Consider the following 18,383-nt stretch of genomic DNA (forward strand, 5'->3'; position numbering starts at 1 on the left):
TCTCGGTAAGGCCGTCGACGGGCCGGGCGGGCCGGGAGGAGGGGCATGAGCGTTCCGGCGGCGGATCAGCTCGGGCCGTACCGCCTGCTGTCACGGCTGGGTGCGGGCGGCTTCGGCGAGGTGCACCTGGCGCTCGACCCCGAAGGCCACACGGTCGCGATCAAGGTGCTCCATCCGCACGTGGCGGCGGACGAGGCGGCGCTGGCCCGGCTCGCCCGCGAGGTCGACACGATGCGCAGGGTGCGCGGGCCGCATGTCGCCGAGGTGCTCGACGCCTCGCTCACCGGTCCCCGTCCCTACCTCGTCACCAGGTACGTCCAGGGCCGCTCCCTCGGAACCGTCCTCGCGGCGGGCACGGCGCTGCGCGGTGAGGAGCTCGTACGCCTTGCGCGCGGGCTGGCCGAGGCGCTGGCGACCATCCACGCGGCGGGAGTGGTGCACCGCGACCTGAAACCGGCGAACGTCATCCTGGCCGACGGCGAACCGCACGTCATCGACTTCGGCATCGCGTGCGCGCTGGACTCCGCGTCGGTGACCGCGTCGGGCGCCGTGCTCGGCACTCCTGGATACCTCGCGCCGGAGGTGCTGGAGGGCGGGGAGGCGGGCCCCGCCGCCGACGTCTTCGCCTGGGGCGCGACGATGGCCTACGCCGCCTCGGGACGCCAGCCGTACGGGTCGGGACCGGCGCCCGCGGTCGCCTACCGCGTCGTCCATCACGATCCCGACCTGGCCGAGGTGCCGTCCTGGCTGCTCCCGCTGATAGAGCAGTGCCTGCGGCACGACCCGGCGGCCAGGCCGACGACGGCCGAGCTCTGCGCCAGGCTGGGGGCGGCCGCTCCGCCGCCGCCGCCGCTCGCGGCCGAGCGGCGGCGCGCCACGGACTCCGTGGAGCCGCCGACGCAGGTGTGGCGGCGGCCCGGGCGGCGGGAGGCGGCCGGCGCGGTCGACGACGCGCGGGCCCGCCATCGTGACAAGGTGCGCCGGCGCTGGGTGGTCGGTTCGGGGGTCGTCGCCGGCTTGGTGGCCGCCGCCGTCCGGCAGTATGTTCCGGAGATGTCGCTGCTGGTCCTCGCGGCCTACGGCGTCGGCGTGCTGGTGGACGCGGGCATGGGCCTGGCCGCCAGGGCACGGTCTCGCGTGGTGTTCGACCTGGTCAGCGGGGCGGGTGCCGTCGGTTTGTACGCGGCGTTGATCGCGGTTTTCAGTCCCTTCACGCTGCTGCTGGCCCTCGCCACCGTGATGGTCGTCCTGGTGATGGTCGCCTTCGCCGGCTGAGGCCATGGGGCGCATGAGCGTCTGGAATTAAGTTCGGTATGGTGGGGGACATCAACGCCGTGCGAGCGCCGCAGGCCGTACAGGTACGATATTGCCGCTAAGCTACTAGTGAGTAACATAATCTGGAGGGTAAGGGATGGACTTCCGACACGGAAACCGTCCCGGGCCACCCAACGTCACGGCGCCCGTGGGCGCATGACAGTCTGAAGGCGGCTCTCGGTGCCGGTCACCGGAGCAGCCGTACGACGTGCGCGTACCCCGCGCGTACGTGCCGAGGAATTCGGCGCCAACCCAGCGATGCGGTGGCGCCTGTGAAACGGGAGGTCGGCCACCGGCCATGAACATCGTCGTCTGCGTGAAGCAGGTCCCCGACACGGCGACCGAGCGCAAGCTGAGTTCCAAGGACAACACGCTCGACCGTGACGCCGCGGACGGTGTCATCAACGAGCTGTGTGAATACGCCGTCGAAGAGGCGCTCAAGATCAAAGAGGCCCACGGCGGCGAGGTGACCGTACTCACCATGGGGCCGAGCAAGGCCTCGGACACGATCCGCAAGGCTCTGGCCATGGGCGCCGACAAGGCCGTCCACCTGGTCGACGACGCTCTGCACGGCTCGGACGCGCTCTCCACCTCCTACGCCCTGGCCCAGACGCTGAAGAAGATCGGGTACGACCTGGTCATCCTCGGCTCGGAGTCCACGGACGCGCGCACCGGCGTGCTGGCCGCCATGCTGGCCGAGCGCCTCGGCACGCCCCAGCTCACGCTGGCCCGCAAGGTCGACATCGAGGGATCCTCCGTCACGATCGAGCGGGTCACCGACTACGGCTACGACAAGGTCCAGGCCTCGCTGCCCGCCGTCGTCTCCGTGGTCGAGAAGATCAACGAGCCGCGTTACCCCTCCTTCAAGGGGATCATGGCCGCGAAGAAGAAGCCGGTGCAGACCCTCGGCGTCGCCGACGCCGAGATCGACACCGCCCAGGTCGGCCTGGGAGGCGCCTGGAGCGAGGTGACGGAGTTCGCCGTCGCCCCGCCGCGCGCGGCCGGCACCATCGTCAAGGACGAGGGCGACGGCGGCTCCAAGGCCGCCGACTTCCTCGCGTCGAAGAAGTTCATCTGAGGGGCGCGACCGATGGCTGAGATTCTGGTTCTCGTCGAGCACGTCGACGGTGAGGTCAAGAAGGTCACCCTGGAGCTGCTGACGCTGGCGCGCTCGCTGGGTTCGCCGTCCGCAGTCTGGGCCGGTCCCGGCTACTCCGCCGAGGCCAAGGCCAGGCTCGGCGAGTACGGCGCGGAGAGGGTCTACGTCGCCGACTCCGCCGAGATCGTCGACCACGTCGTGGCGCCGAAGGCCGAGCTGCTCGCCCAGCTCGTGTCCTCCGCCACCCCCGCGGCGGTCCTGGTGGCCGCCACCGCCGAGGGCAAGGAGATCGCCGGGCGTCTGGCGATCAAGACCGACTCCGGCGTCATCACCGACGCGGTGGGCCTTGGTGACGGCTTCGTCGCCGAGCAGTCCATCTTCGGCGGCGGCGTCAACGTCAAGTCGCGCGTGAGCAAGGGCACCCCGATCGTCGCGGTCCGCCCGAACTCCACCGCCCCCGAGGCCTCCGCCGGAGCGGCGGCCGAGGAGCAGGTGGCGGTGTCGCTGTCCGACGCGGCCAAGGCGACCAAGGTCGTCGAGCGCGTCAAGCAGGAGAAGGGCGCCCGGCCCGAGCTCACCGAGGCCGCGATCGTGGTCTCCGGTGGCCGCGGCGTCGGCTCGGCCGAGAACTTCTCCATCATCGAGAAGCTGGCCGACTCCCTCGGCGCCGCCGTCGGCGCCTCGCGCGCCGCGACCGACGCCGGATGGTACCCGCACCAGTTCCAGGTCGGGCAGACCGGCAAGACGGTGTCGCCGCAGCTGTACATCGCGGCGGGCATCTCCGGCGCCATCCAGCACCGGGCCGGCATGCAGACCGCCAAGACGATCATCGCGATCAACAAGGACCCCGAGGCGCCGATCTTCGAGCTGGCCGACTTCGGCGTGGTGGGCGATCTGAACCAGATCGTCCCGCAGCTCACCGAAGAGGTCGGCAAGCGCAAGTAGACCTCGCACGGGCGTTCACCGGAACGGCGCCGCACCCCGCTCCGCAGCGGGTGCGGCGCCGTTCCGCGTTTTCCGGCCCCTGGCGGCCCCGGATCGTCCGTGCCTCATAGCCAGCCCGGGTAGACGCCGATATCACGGCAAGCGGATGACTCCCGTGCCCCGGCGACATGACATCCGTCAGGCCGTACCGATCAGGCGGCGGTCTTCAGGGGCACGGGAGGCTGCAGCTCGCGGATCTCCGCGCCGGCCGTGTGCGGCTTCGGCAGGAAGTGGGCGGCCGCCGCGATGAGGACACCGAGGACGACCGCGATGCCGAGCGCGACCCTGAGCGTGGCGGCATGGGACAGGAACCCGATCACGACCGGGCCGAGGAGCAGGCCCGCGTACCCCATCGCCCCGGTCTGGGCGATGGCCGGCCCGGGACTGCCGGTCGCCGTGCCCGCGAGCGAGATCGCCATCGGGGACACCGTGGCGACGGTGAGGCCGATGAGGGCCATCCCGGCGACGGCGACCACGGGCGACGAGGTCGTGATCACCAGCGTGAAGGTGGCCGCCGTACCGAGGCCGGAGGCCATGATCAGGCGCCGGGCGCCGGCCCGCGAGCGCAGCCGGTCGCCGGCGAGCCGGGCGATGAGCATGCCGCCCTCGAAGATCGGGTACCCGAGGGCGGCGACCGCCTCGGGGGCGCCGATGGTGTCCCGCAGGAACAGGCCGTTCCAGTCGGCGACGGCGCCCTCGACCATGAACGCCCCGAACGCGATCGCGCCGAGCAGGTACACCATCGCAGGCATCCTGCGCCGCGCCCCGCCGGAGGCCGCGTCACGCGAGGCCTGCTCGGCGGAGGTCCGGTCGGGCAGGAATCCGCGGCTGAGCACGTACGCCACCGGCGCCGAGACCAGGGCGACCAGCGCCAGGTTGGCCGTGAAGGAGACGCCGAAGGAGATGGCGGCGGTGCCGAGAAGCCCGGCCGACATGGCGCCCACGCACCATCCGGCGTGCATGCCGTTCATCAGTGGGCGGCCGTAGGCGCGCTCGACCGTCGAGCCCTGGGCGTTCATCGCGACGTCGACCGCTCCGAACGCCATGCCGAACAGCGCCGCGGCCCCGATCAGCCACGGGAGCGAGGGGGCGAAGGCGACGCCGAGGAGCGACGTCGCGCAGAGAGGGGCTCCGACCCGCAGGACGGCGCGGCTGCCCGTCCGTGCCATCACACCCCGCATGGACTGCATGGTCACCAGCGCCCCGAGACCCCACGCCAGGAGCACGACACCGACCGATGCTTCGGATATGCCCAGCTTGTCGGTCAGCGCGGGGATGCGCACAGTGAACGTGCCGCACATCAGGCCGGCGAGGACGAAGGTGAGGATCGCCCGGGAACGGGCCACCCTCAGAACGCGGGTCATCACGGTTTCCTTTCAAATGTTCTGTACACAGGTGTGGACGGTGTCGCACCGCAGGCGTGGGCCGCCTTCGGGCGTCGGCCGGCATGGGCAGGCAGCCGGCCGGACATGGGGACGGGCATGGGCATGGGAAGGCCGACCCGGAGAACGCGCGACGGCGGGGGAGGCCGCCCGGCGAGGGAATGGTCACCACGGCCGGACGTCGCCCGCTCAGAAGCGGGACCCTGGGGTCACCGGCGCCAAGAACGGAGCGAAGACTCGAAGATCACGGGTCCGGGGACCCGGCCTCAGGCACAACCAGGAAGCCGTACCCTTCGGCACGACTCGGGGCTCAGGTTCGGGGTCATGGGTTCGGGAGCAGGGCGAGGAGGCGGCGGTGGAGTTCCTCGTACTGGGCCTCGTCGTAGAACCCGGGGTCGTGGGTCGCCACTTCCCACAGACCCTCGCAGGCCAGCCGGACGATCTGGGCCGCCATCCGGTCGGGCTCGGTCTCCATGCCCTCGCGATGCCAGCGGGCCATCGCCTCGCGCAGCGGGGCGAGGAGCTGGGGATCCCCGGCCGCGCCGGTGACGACGGCCCACCGTCTCAGCCGGCCGCTGCGGACCGCGGCCAAGGTGGCCGCCAGATAGGCGCGGGTGTACGAACTCTCACCTTGGGAGGCGACCAGCTCGTCGAAGTCCGCGACCAGGCGCTCGATCAGACCTTTGATCAGTGCTTCTTTGGTGCTGAAGTGGTAGAGAAGACCGCCTTTGCTCACGCCGGCGCGCTCGGCCACGGCCGACAGCGTGAGGCACCCGGCCCCCTGGTCGGCCAGCAGCTCCTCCGCCGCGTTCAAAAGCTCGTCTTTTCTCACATCGTAACTATACCGGCTGGACGGTACAGTTCTCAAGCTGGGTACTCTGGACTACGCCATGGCTTACCTAGACCACGCGGCGACCACGCCGATGCTCCCTGAGGCCGTCGAGGCGATGACCGCGCAACTCGTGCGCGTCGGGAACGCCTCGTCCCTTCACGCCGCCGGACGCCGCACCCGCAGGGTCGTCGAGGAGTCGCGCGAGACCATCGCCGGCGCCCTCGGCGCACGACCGAGCGAGGTCGTCTTCACCTCCGGGGGCACCGAGGCCGACAACCTCGCCATCAAGGGGCTCTTCTGGGCGCGCCAGGCGTCCTGCGGAGCCGACCGGATCCTGATCAGCGCCGTCGAGCACCACGCCGCCCTCGACCCGGCCCACTGGCTGGCCGACCGGCAGGGCGCGTCCGTCGAGCCGCTGGACGTCGACGAGTACGGCCGCGTCCACCCCGACACGCTGCGCGCCGCCATCGAGAAGGCTCCTGATCGCGTCGCCCTGGTCAGCGTGATGTGGGCCAACAACGAGGTCGGCACCATCCAGCCGATCCCCGAGCTGGCCGCGCTCGCCCGGGAGTACGGCATCCCGTTCCACAGCGACGCGGTCCAGGCCGTGGGACAGCTGCCGGTGTCGTTCTCCGGGTCCGGCGTGGAGGCCATGACCCTGTCGGGGCACAAGGTCGGCGGGCCGATGGGCGTCGGAGCCCTGCTGCTGGCCAGGGGTGTGGACCCGGTCCCGGTGCTCCACGGCGGCGGCCAGGAGCGCGACGTGCGCTCGGGCACCCTGGACGCGCCGGCGATCGCCGGTTTCGCGGCGGCCGTGCGGACCGCGGTCGAGCGCCAGGAGGAGAACGCCGCCCGGCTGCGCGCTCTGCGCGACCAGCTGATCGCCAGGATGCGTGAGGCGGTGCCGGACGTGGTCCTCAACGGCCATCCCGACGACCGCCTCCCCGGCAACGCCCACTTCTCCTTCCCCGGCTGCGAGGGCGACGCGCTGCTGATGCTGCTCGACGCCAAGGGAGTCGAGTGCTCGACGGGCTCGGCCTGCTCCGCGGGCGTCGCCCAGCCTTCCCACGTGCTGCTCGCCATGGGCGCCGACGCCGTACGGGCACGGGGGTCGCTGCGCTTCACCCTCGGCCACACCTCGACCGAGGCCGACATCGACGAGCTGATGCGGGTCATCGGCCCCGCCGCCGACCGCGCCCGCCGGGCCGGCCTCACCTAGCCGTACCGACCTGGCCGTACCGATCCAGGGCCGGTGGGCCGTGGGGTTCAGTCCTTGATCTGGAGGCCCATTGAGCGGGCCGTGCCGGCGATGATCTTTTCGGCCTGGTCGAGGTCGGTGGTGTTGAGGTCGGGGAGCTTGGTGCGGGCGACCTCCCGCAACTGCTCCCGGCTGATCGTCGCGGCGGTGTGGTGGCCGGGGCGGGGACTGCCGCCGTCCAGGCCGGCGGCTCTGCGCAGGAGCGAGGCCGTGGTGGGCATCTTGGTGACGAGGTCGAACGACCGGTCCTCGTACACCGTGACCTCGGCAGGCACCACGAACCCGCGCTGCGCCTCCGTGGCGGCGTTGTACCGCCGGCAGAAGTCCATGAGGTTGATCCCCAGCGGGCCGAGGTCCTTGCCGACGGTCGCGGGCCCGGCCTCACCGGCTTTGAGCTGTATCTTCACGACCCTGGTGATCTTGTGCTTAGCCATGCCGGAAACGGTAAACTGTCCAGTTACTGGAGACTCAACGGAATAATCGTCACCATGGCCACGCAACACGAGAGGTACACGATCGGGCGGCTCTCCAAGCTGTCCGGGCTCCCGGTGAAGACGATCCGGTTCTACTCGGACGCCGGGGTCCTCCCCGAGCGCGACCGCACGGCGGGCGGCTACCGCGTGTACGGCGAGGAAGACCTGGCCCGGCTGGAGCTCATCCGCACCCTCCGCGAGATCGGCGTCGACCTGGCCACGATCCGCTCACTCGGCGAGCGCGATCTGCGGCAGGTGCTCACCCTCCAGCTGCGCACCGTGGAGACCCAGCTGAAGGCGCTCCAGCGCACCCGCGCCGTCCTGCGCGCCACGCTGGAGCGAGGCGAGCCCTCGGAGACGGACCTGCGCAGGCTCAACACGCTCGGCCGCCTCGGAGCGGCCGAGCGCGAGGCGCTGATGGACGCGTTCGTGTCCGAGGTCGGCGGGGGGAACCGCGCCCGCGAGCAGTGGCTCACCGGGCTGCGGGAGGCCATGGTGCCCGACCTTCCCTCCGAGCCCACCGTCGAACAGCTCGACGCGTGGCTGGAACTGGCCGAGCTGCTGTCCGACGAGGACTACCGGGCCGTCCTGCGCCGGGACGATTCCGGGTTCTGGGAGCGGTGGGCGAAGGCCGGAGGGGACGACCTGGCGGACTGGCAGCAGATCAACGAGGAGATCGCCGGCACGGTGCTCACCGCCATCGACCAAGGGGTGCAGCCGGATTCCGCGGCCGCCGGCCCGGTCCTCGACCATGTCGTCGCCCTCCTCGGCAGGATGCACGGCGCGGTGGACGCCGGCCCGGAGTTCCGGCGCTCGCTGGTCCGCGCGTACGACGAACACGACCCGCGCGCCGTACGCCACTGGGAGCTGGTGGCCGTGATCCAGCACACGCCCTGGCCGCCGCCGCAGACCATCGCCCACGGCTGGATCGCCGACGCACTGCGCGCGAGCCTTCGCTGACGCCCGTACGGACCGGACGCCCGGCTCGGGCCGGTCCGGTCCGGCTGGACCGCCGGGGTCAGGTCAGGAAAGGCGAGATGGAGATCCAGCCCGGGTCGTCGTCGACCTCGACCGTGGGGTGGCCTTCCTTCCAGCCCGCGACCAGCTCGCCGACCGTCGCGGCCGCGTTCGCGGCCGGGTCGGCGTAGATGTGCACCATGCGGGCGCCCTCGGAGCTGACGAGGACGGCGAGCAGCGCGGTGCCGCCGAGCCGGTCGACCAGGCCGGCCAGGTGCTCCTCGAACTCCCGGAGCGCCACCGCGGACTCCCCGGCCGGCAGGCCGTCCTCGTCGGACTCGGCGTACGGCAGCGTGATCGCGATGTGCTGGTCGAGGAGGGGGTGGTCGACCGGGCGCAGGGGATGGCGGGCGGTGACGATCAGGCGCGCCCCGCCGGCGGTCTGGCCCTCCATCAGCGCCCACTGCTCCTGCTGGTACTCCGAGGCGAGGTCGGCCACCACGGCGGGCAGGTGGACGGCGGCCACGGCGTCGATGGGCGGAGCGGTGGCGGCGGTGATGTCCCCGACCCAGCGGGCGACCTCGTCCTCGCCGAGCAGTGTGTCCAGGGCCAGCACGGCGGCCTCGGTGCGCGTCTCGTCGTCCAGGTCGGGAAATATCGGATGGTAGGCGGCGACGTCGATGCGGGGCGACCCGCTGGGCACCCGAAGCCCCAGCATCAGCAGGTCCAGGGCGAACTCCCGCCCCGCCACCTGCAGCGAGAGGTTCGCGGCGTCCGGGACGGCCGGCCGGGACGGGTGGAACTCCCACATCATGTCGGACGCCGGCGCGGCGAGCGCCCAGCGGTGGGCCAGCGGACGTAGCTCCGGGTTGCCCGCCGAGGACACGATCAGGGCGTGCAGTGCCGACCGGCCCGTCGTGACGCCCCACACCAGGTCGGGGCTCAGTGCCTCGACCGCGGGGGAGATCTCCTCCGCCAGCCCCGCGGTGTCGTCGGCCGCCAGCAGGGAGTCGACCCTCGGCCGTGCCTGCGCCCACCATGTCCAGAAGCCGGCGATCGCGTCGGCTGGCCCACCCGGCTCGTCTTTCCGCCCGAACAGTCGCATGGCCCTCGATCCTCCCAGGTGTCGGGCGCGAACGCGAACCCCGCGGCCGTGTGGCGGGTGCTCCTGCCGAGGGGTGACGGCGCCGGTACCGGGTCCGCGGAGGGCGTTGATAGCGGCCGGGGGGCGCGGGGCGGGTAACCTCGGGAGTGTTATGAGTCTTCGTGTGCTTGCCGCCATGTCCGGCGGCGTCGACTCCGCGGTGGCGGCCGCCCGCATCGCCGAGGCCGGCCATGACGTGACGGGCGTCCATCTCGCGCTGTCCGCCAACCCTCAGTCCTACCGTACGGGCGCGCGAGGCTGCTGCACGCTGGAGGACTCCCGGGACGCCCGGCGCGCCGCCGACGTCATCGGCATCCCCTTCTACGTGTGGGACATGGCCGAGCGGTTCCACCGCGACGTCGTCGAGGACTTCGTCAGCGAGTACGCCGCCGGGCGCACGCCCAACCCCTGCCTGCGCTGCAACGAGAAGATCAAGTTCGAGGCGGTGCTCGACCGGGCGCTCGCGCTCGGGTTCGACGCGGTGGCGACCGGCCACCACGCCCGCCTGACCGGCGGGGTGCTGCGCAGGAGCGTCGACGCGGGCAAGGACCAGTCGTACGTCCTCGGGGTCCTCACCCGCGAGCAGCTCTCGCACGCGATCTTCCCGCTGGGCGGCTCCACGAAGGCCGAAGTGCGCGAGGAGGCCGCCGTCCGAGGGCTGGCGGTGGCCGACAAGCCCGACAGCCACGACATCTGCTTCATCGCCGACGGCGACACGCGCGGCTTCCTGGCCGAGCGGCTGGGCGCGGAGCGCGGCCCGATCGTCGACGAGTCCGGCGCCGTCCTCGGCACGCACGAGGGCGCGTACGGCTTCACCGTGGGCCAGCGCAAGGGTCTGCACATCGATCGGCCGACGCCCGACGGCCGTCCCCGGTACGTCCTGTCGATCGAGCCGGTGTCCAACACCGTGACGGTGGGCCCGCGCTCCTCCCTGGCGGTGAACTCGATCGTGGCCGAGCGTCCGGTCTGGAACGGCCCGGTCGCCGAGCCGTACGAGCCGCTGGCCTGCCACGTGCAGCTCCGCGCGCACGGCGAGGTGTACGGCTGCCGCGCCCAGCTCTCCGGCGGGGTGCTGAACATCGAGCTGGACAGCCCGGCGACGGGCGTGGCGGCGGGCCAGGCGGCCGTCCTGTACAGCGGCGACACCGTCATCGGCTCCGCCACCATCGCCTCGTCCTCCTGACGGCCGCGGTCAGCCGCTCAGGTCGACGCTCTCGCCGATCTTGAGACGCCGGAAGTCGGCCTTCTGGGCCTCGGCCCGGCGGCCGAGGATGTTGTCGACCAGCATGAGCCCGATGTCGTTGTACAGGCCGTCGTGGATGGAGTAGGCCCGCCTGGGCGCCACCTCCAGCAGGTAGTCGACCATCTCGGAGGCCTTCATCCACGGGCCGCTGGTCGGCGTGAGCAGCGTGCCGACGGGCGTGCCGGGCACGGTGAACGCGTCGCCGGGGTGGAAGACCTCGCCGTCGATCAGGAATCCCACGTTCTGCACGGGGGGCACGTCGAAGGCGATCCGCGCGTGCTCGCGGCCGGCGACCCCCACCTCGAAGCCCGCGGCCGTGAACGAGTCGCCCTCCCCGACGACGTTGACCTTGGTGCTCAGGCCTTCGAGCTGCCGGGCGGCCGCGGCGCAGGTCCAGATCCCCACGTCCGGCCGCAGGTTGGCGAGGCGCTTGGCGTCCAGGTGGTCGAAGTGCTCGTGGGTGATGAGGACGGCGTCGGCTCCTTCGAGCGCGGACTCCTCGGTGAGACCGCCGGGGTCGATGACCAGGACGGTGCCGTCCTTCTCCAGGCGCACGCACGCGTGACCATGTTTGGTGAGCTTCATCTCTCCATGATGGACCTGGCGGGGCGCTGACCCTCGACCAGAGTCGCGTACTCGCCACCGAGGGCCAGGAGCTCCTCGTGACCGCCGCGTTCGGCGATCCGGCCGTCGCGCAGGACGACGACGAGGTCGGCGTCCCTGATCGTGCTGAGCCGGTGGGCGATCACGATGCGGGTCTGCCGCAGTCCCGACAGGCGCGACTCGATCATGGCCTCGGTGGCGGTGTCGAGGTGGCTGGTGGCCTCGTCCAGCACGAGCAGCCGGGGCCCGGCGAGCAGCGCTCTGGCGAGGGCCAGCCGCTGGCGCTGGCCGCCGGACAGGCCGTGGCCCTCCGACAGCGGGGTGTCGTACCCCAGTGGCAGCCGGGCGATCTCCTCGTGGACGCAGGCCAGCCGGGCCGCGGCGACCACGCGCTCCAGGGGCGCGCCGGGGTCGGCGAGGGCGATGTTCTCCCTGATCGTTCCGGTGAACAGCGACGGTTCCTGGGTGACGACCCCGAAGCGGCGCCGCAGCTCGGGCATCCTCCAGGCCGGCACGGCCACGCCGTCGTAGCGCACCTCGCCCTCCACAGGTGTGTACAACCCGAGCAGGATCCTCGCGAGCGTGCTCTTCCCCGACCCGGAACGGCCCACGAGGGCGATCTTCTGCCCCGGGCGGGCGGTGAGGGAGATCTCCCGTAGCGTCCAGACGCCCCTGGGGTCGTACCGGAACCCCACTCCGCGTAGCTCGACGGCGCCCCGCGGATCCACGACCACGGGCTCGCGCGGATCATCCATGCCCCTCGCCGCCGCCCCCACGGCCGCGCGGGGGAGCCCGGCCTCGGCCTCCGGCTCGCTGTCCAGGATGTCGGCCAGCCTGCCGATCGCGGCGCTCGCGACCTGGAGCCGCTGCAGGGCGCTCATCAGGGAGTTCAGCGGCGTCACCGTCGCGACCGCGATGGCGTTGAGCGCGAGCAGCGTGCCGAGCGTCATGCCGTGGTCGAGCACCCGCCAGGCACCCACCCAAAGGAGTGCCATGGGCGTCAGCACGTGGACGGCGTTCTGCGCGGCGACCACCGTGCCGACGGCCGTGTCCGCCCGGGCGGTGGCGTCGAGCTGGACTCCGAAGAGGGTGGACCAGCGGTCCAGGGCGCGCGGTTCGGCGCTCATCGCCTTGAGCGACTCGATGCCCTTGATCGCCTCGATGAGCCGCCCCTGGGCGTCCGCCTGGGCGCCGAGCCGGCGCTGGACCAGGGCGCTCGTCCGGCGCCTGCTGCCGAACAGCAATAGCGCGTGCGCCGCGACGGCGGCCAGCAGACAGCCGCCCAGCACGGGATCTCCGGCAGTCACCAGGGCGATGTAGGCGGCGGTGAGCGGGCCGTCCAGGAGCGCGGGCAGCACCTGCCCGGTCGCGAGCTCGCGGATCGCGGTGACGCCCTCGGCGCGCGTCACCAGGTCGCCGGTGCCCCGCTGGGCGAAGAAGCGGTACGGCAGCGAGAACAGGTGACGCATGGTCTCGGTGGTGAGGTCCCGATCGGCCCGGACCTGGAGCGCCGACAGCATGCGGACCCGCAGCAGGCCGAGGACCAGCTGGGCCGCAACGGCGACGGCGACGCCCGCGCCGAGCAGGGGGAGGAGGTCCGTCGTGCCCGAGGGCAGGACGCGGTCGACGATCAGACCCGAGCCGAGCGGAAGTACCAGCCCGAGCGCCTGGAGCAGCAGCGAGGCCAGCACGACCGAGATCACCAGCCCTCGCGAGCGCCGCAGGATCCCCGCGGGCATCCGCCGGCGCCACGGGCGCGCAGGGAGATCGAGGCGCCGCGGGCGGAAGCCCGCCCCGGGGGTGGGCACCAGGACGACGCCGCTGAAACCGGCCGCGAACTCCTCGGCGCTCAGCAGGTGCCTTCCCCGTGCGGGATCGACGATCTCCACGCCGCCGCGCCGGCATCGCTCGACCACCACGAAGTGCTTGGACTCCCAGTGCGCGATGGCCGGCAGGGTCACCTCGCCCACGCGTCCGGGCGCGATCCGGAGCGCCTGGGTGGAAAGCCCGTACTCCCGGGCCGCGGTCACCAGGGCGCGGGCGGTCATCCCGTCGCGCGAGATGCCGATCCGCTCGGTGACCTCGTGGATGGTGGTCCGCAGCCCGTAGTGGTGCAGCACCATCGTCAGGCAGGCCGCTCCGCAGTCGGTCAGCGTGTTCTGCCGGACGACGCGCAGACGGCGGCTCACGGCTCTCCTCTCCGCGCCCTCGGCAGGCTCCGTCCGCGGGCCTGGAGCGGCGGCCCCGCCCCAGGCCCGGTCAATCGTGAACGGATAACCGGCCCCCGGGCATCAGGTCCCAGGTCGCCGGGGTTTCCTCACCCGGAAACGCAGATGCCGGGCGGGTCGATGTAGATGCCGACCTCTACCTTGACCTGGCCGCCGCTGAGCTCGTCGAGCTCGGCGTCGTCGAGCACCTGCCCGGCCTTCTGCTGATCGTTCAAGCTCACCCCTCCTTTCGATGCCACTGGAAATACCAGCTCCAGGAATAGGCGGGCGCTCTTGGAATCGGCTTGGAGGAGGCTGGACGGGACGGGGCGGCCGGGCACGTCGTGCCTCTTCCCAGGCCGCTCGGTGCCAGAGGGCTGCCTGGCGGTCCCTAAGCTTGCGGTTCGTGAGCGAGTTTCCGTGGAACGCGGCGAGTGCGACCGGTGTGGGTTCCCACCCCGGCGAGGATCATGTCGAGGCGCTGCGCATGGTGTTCGGCGAGCTGCCCGACCTGCCGTACCTCCCGGAGCTGCCCGCTCGCGGCGTCGGCGCCGACACGGTCGGGCGCACGGCGTCGCTGCTGGTGGACATGCCGGTGGAGGTGCAGCCCTCCGGCTGGCGCTTCGCCGACCGGCCGGGCCGTGACGTGCGCCGGGCGAGGGACCACCTGGCGCGCGACCTGGACGCGCTGGAGGAGATCGCGCAAGGCTTCGAGGGCCGGCTGAAGATCCAGGTCTGCGGGCCGTGGACGCTTGCGGGCGCCGTCGAGCTGCGCTACGGGGACAAGACGCTCGCCGACCTGGGTGCCGTACGCGATCTCGCCGACTCCCTGGCCGAGGGGCTGGCGGTGCACCTGGCCGCCGTGCGCGCGCGGGTGCCGGGCGCCGAGGTGATCCTGCAACTGGACGAGCCGGGCCTGCCGGGGGTGCTCGCGGGCACCGTGCCGACCGCCTCGGGGTTCGGGCGGCTCCCCCCCGTGGAGCCCCCGGTCGCGGCCGAGCGGCTCCGCGCCGTGCTGCCCGCCGGGACGTTCACCATCGTGCACTGCTGCGCGCAGGATGTGCCGTTCGAGGTGCTGCGCAACGCGGGCGCGGGCGCGATCTCCCTGGACGCGAGCCTGCTGCGCCGCCGGGACGAGGAGCGCATCGGCGAGGCGATCGAGGCGGGGACGGCGCTGTTCATGGGGGTGGTCCCTGGCACGGACAGCAGGCTGGCGGACCTCGGCGTGACCGCCAAGCCGGCCGTCGAGCTGTGGCGGCGGCTCGGCTTCGCGCCTTCCCGGCTCGCCGAGCAGGTGGTGCTGACCCCGTCCTGCGGCCTCGCGGGGGCCTCGCCCGCGTACGCCCGCGCGGCGCTGGCCCGGTGCCGGGAGGCGGCGCGCGTATTGAGCGAGGACCCGGAGCACACCTCCCGCTGACCCGAGCACTCCGCCCGCTGCCGCGGTCCCGGACAGCTGGTCCCAAGTGGGATCAAGCCGCTTGCAAGGCCGGGGGCCTATCTCTTGATGTGCACGACAACGACCGCACATCCAGGAGAAGGAAAGTCATGCGTAGCGGACTTCGCGTACTGCTCGGGCTCACCACCGCCGCCACTCTGGGACTCGGCCTTCCCGCCGCGTCGGCCTCCGCCGCCGTCGCGTCAGGGGCCACCCAGGCGTCCGCGGCCGAGAAGTGGTCATGGGGTCCCACGGCCTCCTCGGACACCAAGGGGTGGGCGGGCGGCCAGATCCGCACCACCTCCTCCGGGCTGCGGATCACCGGCGACCTGTACGACGCCGGCGGCGCGCGCACGTGCTCGTGGTTGAAGATCAAGTGGCTGACGGACCACGGCAGGTACCGCACCGCGACCTTCAAGAACTGCTCGCAGTCGACGCCCCGCTCGTTCCGGGTCAACGCCGGCTACATGCTGAGCTCGACGGCCAAGGTCTGCCGGGGCACCGCCACGAGGATCACCGGCAAGTGCTCGCACTGGGAAGGTGTCTGGGCGCAGGGCGGCTGATCGACCTAGGGGTGCGAAGAAGGGTCCGTTTCGTACGGAAATGTCGGTGGTGGATGGCATGGTGGAAGTAACGATTCCCCAGGTAGGCCGTCTATGCGGGGGCGCGAACACTCGCCACAGCCCGTAGCGTTCTCCTTGGGGCTGAACGACGAGGGGAGACGGCATGGCTGCCGAGGTGGAGGGCGTGCCGGTGGGCGCACTGGAGCGCCACGCCGAGCTGGCCGAGCTGGCCGATGAGGCCAACTGGCGCTACTACGTGCTCGACCAGCCGACCGTGAGCGACGGCGAGTACGACGCGTGGATGCGCGAGCTGCGCGAGCTGGAAGAGGCGCATCCCACTCTGCGCACGCCCGACTCCCCGACGCAGAAGGTCGGCGCGCCGATCTCCACCGAGTTCACCTCCGTACGGCACCTCCGGCGGCTCGAAAGCCTAGACAACGCCTTCAACGAGGCCGACCTGGCGGGCTGGCAGGCGAGGGCCGAGCGGCTCCTCGAGGCCGACCCCGGCCCCTACCTGTGCGAGCTGAAGATCGACGGACTCGCGATCGCCCTGGTGTACGAGAAGGGCCGGCTGGTCAGGGGGGCGACGCGCGGCGACGGCCGCATGGGCGACGACGTGACCGCCAACGTCCGCACGATCGCCGGCATCCCGCACCGGCTCACCGGCGACGGCGTGCCCGACGTGCTGGAGGTGCGCGGGGAGGTGTTCCTGCCGGTCGAGGGCTTCGAGAAGCTGAACGAGCAGCTCGTCGCGGCCGGCAAGCCGCCGTTCGCCAACCCCCGCAACTCCGCGGCGGGCTCGCTGCGCCAGAAGGACCCCCGCATCACCGCGCAGCGCGCGCTCAGGATGATCGCGCACGGCGTCGGCACCTGGGAGGGCGGCACCCCGCCGCCCCCGACCCAGTCGGCCGTGTACGAACGGCTCAGGGAGTTCGGGCTGCCGGTCAGCGACCTGTACAAGGTCGTCGAGAGCCTCACCGAGATCAACGAATTCATCGAGTACTACCGGGAGCACCGCCACGACCCCGCGTACGAGATCGACGGCGTCGTGGTCAAGGTCGACCGCGTCGAGTCGCAGCGCCAGCTCGGCTCCACCTCCCGTGCTCCCCGGTGGGCCATCGCCTTCAAGTACCCGCCCGAAGAGGTCAACACCAAGCTCCTGGACATCCAGGTCGGTGTGGGGCGCACGGGCCGGGTGACCCCGTACGGGGTGATGAAGCCGGTCGTCGTCGCCGGGTCCACGGTGGAGCGGGCGACCCTGCACAACGCCTCGGAGGTCGCGCGCAAGGGCGTGCTCATCGGCGACACCGTGGTCCTGCGCAAGGCGGGCGACGTCATCCCCGAGATCGTCGGGCCGGTGGTCGCTCTGCGCGACGGCAGCGAGCGCGAGTTCGTCATGCCGACCCACTGCCCCGAGTGCGGCACCGAGCTGCGGCGCATGAAGGAGGCGGACGTCGACATCCGCTGCCCGAACGCCCGGTCCTGCCCGGCGCAACTGCGCGAGCGCATCTTCTTCGCCGCCGGGCGCGGGGCGTTCGACATCGAGGGTCTCGGGTACGTCGCCGCCACCGCGCTGACGGCCCCGCTGCCGCCGCAGGAGCCGCCGGTGCGCACCGAGGCCGACCTGTTCGACCTCACGATCGAGCGACTGCTGCCGATCAAGTCGGTCGTCCGCGACCAGGACACCGGCCTGCCGAAGACCGACCCGGAGACCGGCGAGCCCAAGATCGTCACGTTCTTCGCCAACATGAGCGGCGAGCCGAGCAAGAACGCCGAGCACATGATGAAGGAGCTGGAGAAGGCCAAGTCACAGCCCCTCTGGCGCGTCCTGGTCGCCCTGTCCATCCGGCACGTCGGCCCCACGGCTGCGCAGGCCCTGGCCACCGCGTTCCTGTCCCTGGACCGCATCTTCGGCGCCTCGGAGGAGGAACTGGCCGCCGTGGAGGGGGTCGGCCCGACGATCGCGGCCTCCATCCAAGAGTGGTACGCCGAAGACTGGCACCGCGAGATCGTCGAGCGCTGGCGCCTCGCGGGTGTCCGCATGGAGGACGAGCCCCCGGCCGTGGAGGGCCCGCAGACGCTCGCGGGGCTCACGCTGGTGGTCACCGGCACACTGGCCGGCTTCACCCGGGACGAGGCCGGCGAGGCCATCCAGAGCCGCGGCGGCAAGGTGACGAGCTCGGTCTCCAAGAAGACCGACTTCGTGGTCGCGGGGGAGAACGCCGGGTCCAAGTACGACAAGGCGCTCAAGCTCGGCGTCCCCATCCTCGACGAGGCGGGCTTCAACACCCTGCTCACCCAGGGCCCCGACGCCGTCCGCCCCACGGAAGCCGCCGAGGAACCGGAGACCGCCGAAAAGGCACCGAAGTCCGAGAAGTCCGAAAAGGTGCAGAAGACCGAAGCCGCCGAGGTCGAGGAGGCTCAGACGGCCGAAGCCGTGTGAGCCTCCACCCCCTCACCCGCCGTACGGCGGCGCCGGCCCCGCCGCCCCACATCTCGCCGCCGCGGCGCCGACTCAACGCCCCCCACCCGAGCGAAGACCCCCACCCGGAGGAGCGGGTGGGGTCGGCAGACGGGGACCGGCGTGGGACCGAAGGCCGGAGTCGTGTGGCAGGCAAGGCGCGGTGTGGGGGGAAGCGGCGAGGGGCGGGTCGGCGAGCGGGTGGGAGCGGGGGCGAGCGGTGTGGGCTGGCACGCCGGGAAGCTGTGGCATGTCGGGAGTTGGTCGGGTAGGCCGGGACTCTCTGGACTCTGTGGATTTCGGGAGCTGGATGGCGGGGCGGACCCCTGGGGGTGAGGCGGGGGGTTGGGGTGGCAGGTGGGGGAGGGATTGGAGGGGGTAGAAGAAGATTTTGCTGGGTTTTGGTCATCCGTGATCTTGGCTTGTCG

Annotated in this window: 16 protein-coding genes; 9 read left to right on the forward strand and 7 right to left on the reverse strand. The window is 72.0% G+C overall.

Annotated elements, in window-relative coordinates; genetic code table 11:
- Positions 1-45: 45 nt before the first annotated feature.
- The 3 genes from MYF83_RS00535 (at position 46) to MYF83_RS00545 (ending at position 3,358) form a co-directional block, all read left to right on the forward strand.
- Positions 46-1,275, forward strand: coding sequence for a serine/threonine-protein kinase (locus MYF83_RS00535; protein WP_248958111.1), 1,230 nt, complete (start codon positions 46-48; stop codon positions 1,273-1,275).
- Positions 1,276-1,612: 337 nt separating this feature from the next.
- Positions 1,613-2,392 carry an electron transfer flavoprotein subunit beta/FixA family protein gene (locus MYF83_RS00540; RefSeq protein WP_248958112.1) on the forward strand — a complete coding sequence of 260 codons (780 nt, stop codon included), beginning with the start codon at positions 1,613-1,615 and terminating at the stop codon, positions 2,390-2,392.
- A gap of 12 nt (positions 2,393-2,404) precedes the next feature.
- Positions 2,405-3,358 (forward strand): electron transfer flavoprotein subunit alpha/FixB family protein, encoded by a 954-nt coding sequence (locus MYF83_RS00545; RefSeq protein WP_248958113.1) that lies wholly within the window; start codon positions 2,405-2,407, stop codon positions 3,356-3,358.
- Positions 3,359-3,549: 191 nt separating this feature from the next.
- On the opposite strand, the gene MYF83_RS00550 is transcribed toward MYF83_RS00545, so the two are convergent.
- Both MYF83_RS00550 and MYF83_RS00555 read right to left on the reverse strand, forming a co-directional pair.
- Positions 3,550-4,761 (reverse strand): MFS transporter, encoded by a 1,212-nt coding sequence (locus MYF83_RS00550; protein WP_248958114.1) that lies wholly within the window; start codon positions 4,759-4,761, stop codon positions 3,550-3,552.
- Between the two features lie 340 nt (positions 4,762-5,101).
- The gene (locus MYF83_RS00555) at positions 5,102-5,593 is read right to left on the reverse strand and encodes a TetR/AcrR family transcriptional regulator (RefSeq protein WP_248958115.1); all 492 of its coding nucleotides are present in this window, start codon (positions 5,591-5,593) and stop codon (positions 5,102-5,104) included.
- Between the two features lie 76 nt (positions 5,594-5,669).
- Between MYF83_RS00555 and MYF83_RS00560 the strand changes: the two genes are divergently transcribed.
- Positions 5,670-6,830: a cysteine desulfurase family protein gene (locus tag MYF83_RS00560; protein WP_248958116.1), complete on the forward strand. Its 1,161-nt coding sequence runs from the start codon at positions 5,670-5,672 to the stop codon at positions 6,828-6,830.
- Positions 6,831-6,877: 47 nt separating this feature from the next.
- Here MYF83_RS00560 and rplK read toward each other — a convergent pair whose 3' ends face one another.
- On the reverse strand, positions 6,878-7,303 hold the full coding sequence (gene rplK / locus MYF83_RS00565) for a 50S ribosomal protein L11 (RefSeq protein ID WP_248958117.1): 426 nt from the start codon (positions 7,301-7,303) through the stop codon (positions 6,878-6,880).
- A 54-nt stretch (positions 7,304-7,357) separates the two neighbouring features.
- Between rplK and MYF83_RS00570 the strand changes: the two genes are divergently transcribed.
- The gene (locus MYF83_RS00570) at positions 7,358-8,302 is read left to right on the forward strand and encodes a helix-turn-helix domain-containing protein (RefSeq protein WP_248958118.1); all 945 of its coding nucleotides are present in this window, start codon (positions 7,358-7,360) and stop codon (positions 8,300-8,302) included.
- A gap of 58 nt (positions 8,303-8,360) precedes the next feature.
- On the opposite strand, the gene MYF83_RS00575 is transcribed toward MYF83_RS00570, so the two are convergent.
- On the reverse strand, positions 8,361-9,404 hold the full coding sequence (locus MYF83_RS00575) for a DUF695 domain-containing protein (protein WP_248958119.1): 1,044 nt from the start codon (positions 9,402-9,404) through the stop codon (positions 8,361-8,363).
- Between the two features lie 151 nt (positions 9,405-9,555).
- Here MYF83_RS00575 and mnmA point away from each other — a divergent pair, with 151 nt between their 5' ends.
- Entirely contained in the window at positions 9,556-10,626 is a 1,071-nt protein-coding gene (gene mnmA, locus MYF83_RS00580; protein WP_248958120.1) for a tRNA 2-thiouridine(34) synthase MnmA, read from the forward strand.
- A gap of 9 nt (positions 10,627-10,635) precedes the next feature.
- Here the strand turns inward: mnmA and MYF83_RS00585 are convergent, their stop codons facing one another.
- From MYF83_RS00585 to MYF83_RS42310, 3 genes are all read right to left on the reverse strand, one after another.
- Positions 10,636-11,271 (reverse strand): MBL fold metallo-hydrolase, encoded by a 636-nt coding sequence (locus tag MYF83_RS00585; protein ID WP_248958121.1) that lies wholly within the window; start codon positions 11,269-11,271, stop codon positions 10,636-10,638.
- Entirely contained in the window at positions 11,268-13,478 is a 2,211-nt protein-coding gene (locus MYF83_RS00590) for a peptidase domain-containing ABC transporter (protein WP_248958122.1), read from the reverse strand. The genes MYF83_RS00585 and MYF83_RS00590 overlap by 4 nt, the downstream gene beginning before the upstream one ends.
- 128 nt (positions 13,479-13,606) lie before the next feature.
- Positions 13,607-13,732, reverse strand: coding sequence for a hypothetical protein (locus MYF83_RS42310; RefSeq protein ID WP_279338909.1), 126 nt, complete (start codon positions 13,730-13,732; stop codon positions 13,607-13,609).
- 170 nt (positions 13,733-13,902) lie between these two features.
- On the opposite strand from MYF83_RS42310, the gene MYF83_RS00595 reads away from it, so the two are divergent.
- The 3 genes from MYF83_RS00595 to ligA all read left to right on the forward strand — a co-directional run bounded on the left by MYF83_RS00595 (position 13,903) and on the right by ligA (position 17,937).
- Positions 13,903-14,913, forward strand: a complete 1,011-nt coding sequence (locus MYF83_RS00595) for a methionine synthase (protein WP_248958123.1) — start codon at positions 13,903-13,905, stop codon at positions 14,911-14,913.
- Between the two features lie 128 nt (positions 14,914-15,041).
- Positions 15,042-15,494 (forward strand): hypothetical protein, encoded by a 453-nt coding sequence (locus MYF83_RS00600; protein ID WP_248958124.1) that lies wholly within the window; start codon positions 15,042-15,044, stop codon positions 15,492-15,494.
- Between the two features lie 163 nt (positions 15,495-15,657).
- Positions 15,658-17,937 carry an NAD-dependent DNA ligase LigA gene (gene ligA, locus MYF83_RS00605; protein ID WP_248958125.1) on the forward strand — a complete coding sequence of 760 codons (2,280 nt, stop codon included), beginning with the start codon at positions 15,658-15,660 and terminating at the stop codon, positions 17,935-17,937.
- The last annotated feature ends 446 nt before the right edge of the window (positions 17,938-18,383 follow it).

The organism is Sphaerisporangium perillae, assembly GCF_023276435.1.
Lineage (GTDB): Bacteria > Actinomycetota > Actinomycetes > Streptosporangiales > Streptosporangiaceae > Sphaerisporangium > Sphaerisporangium perillae.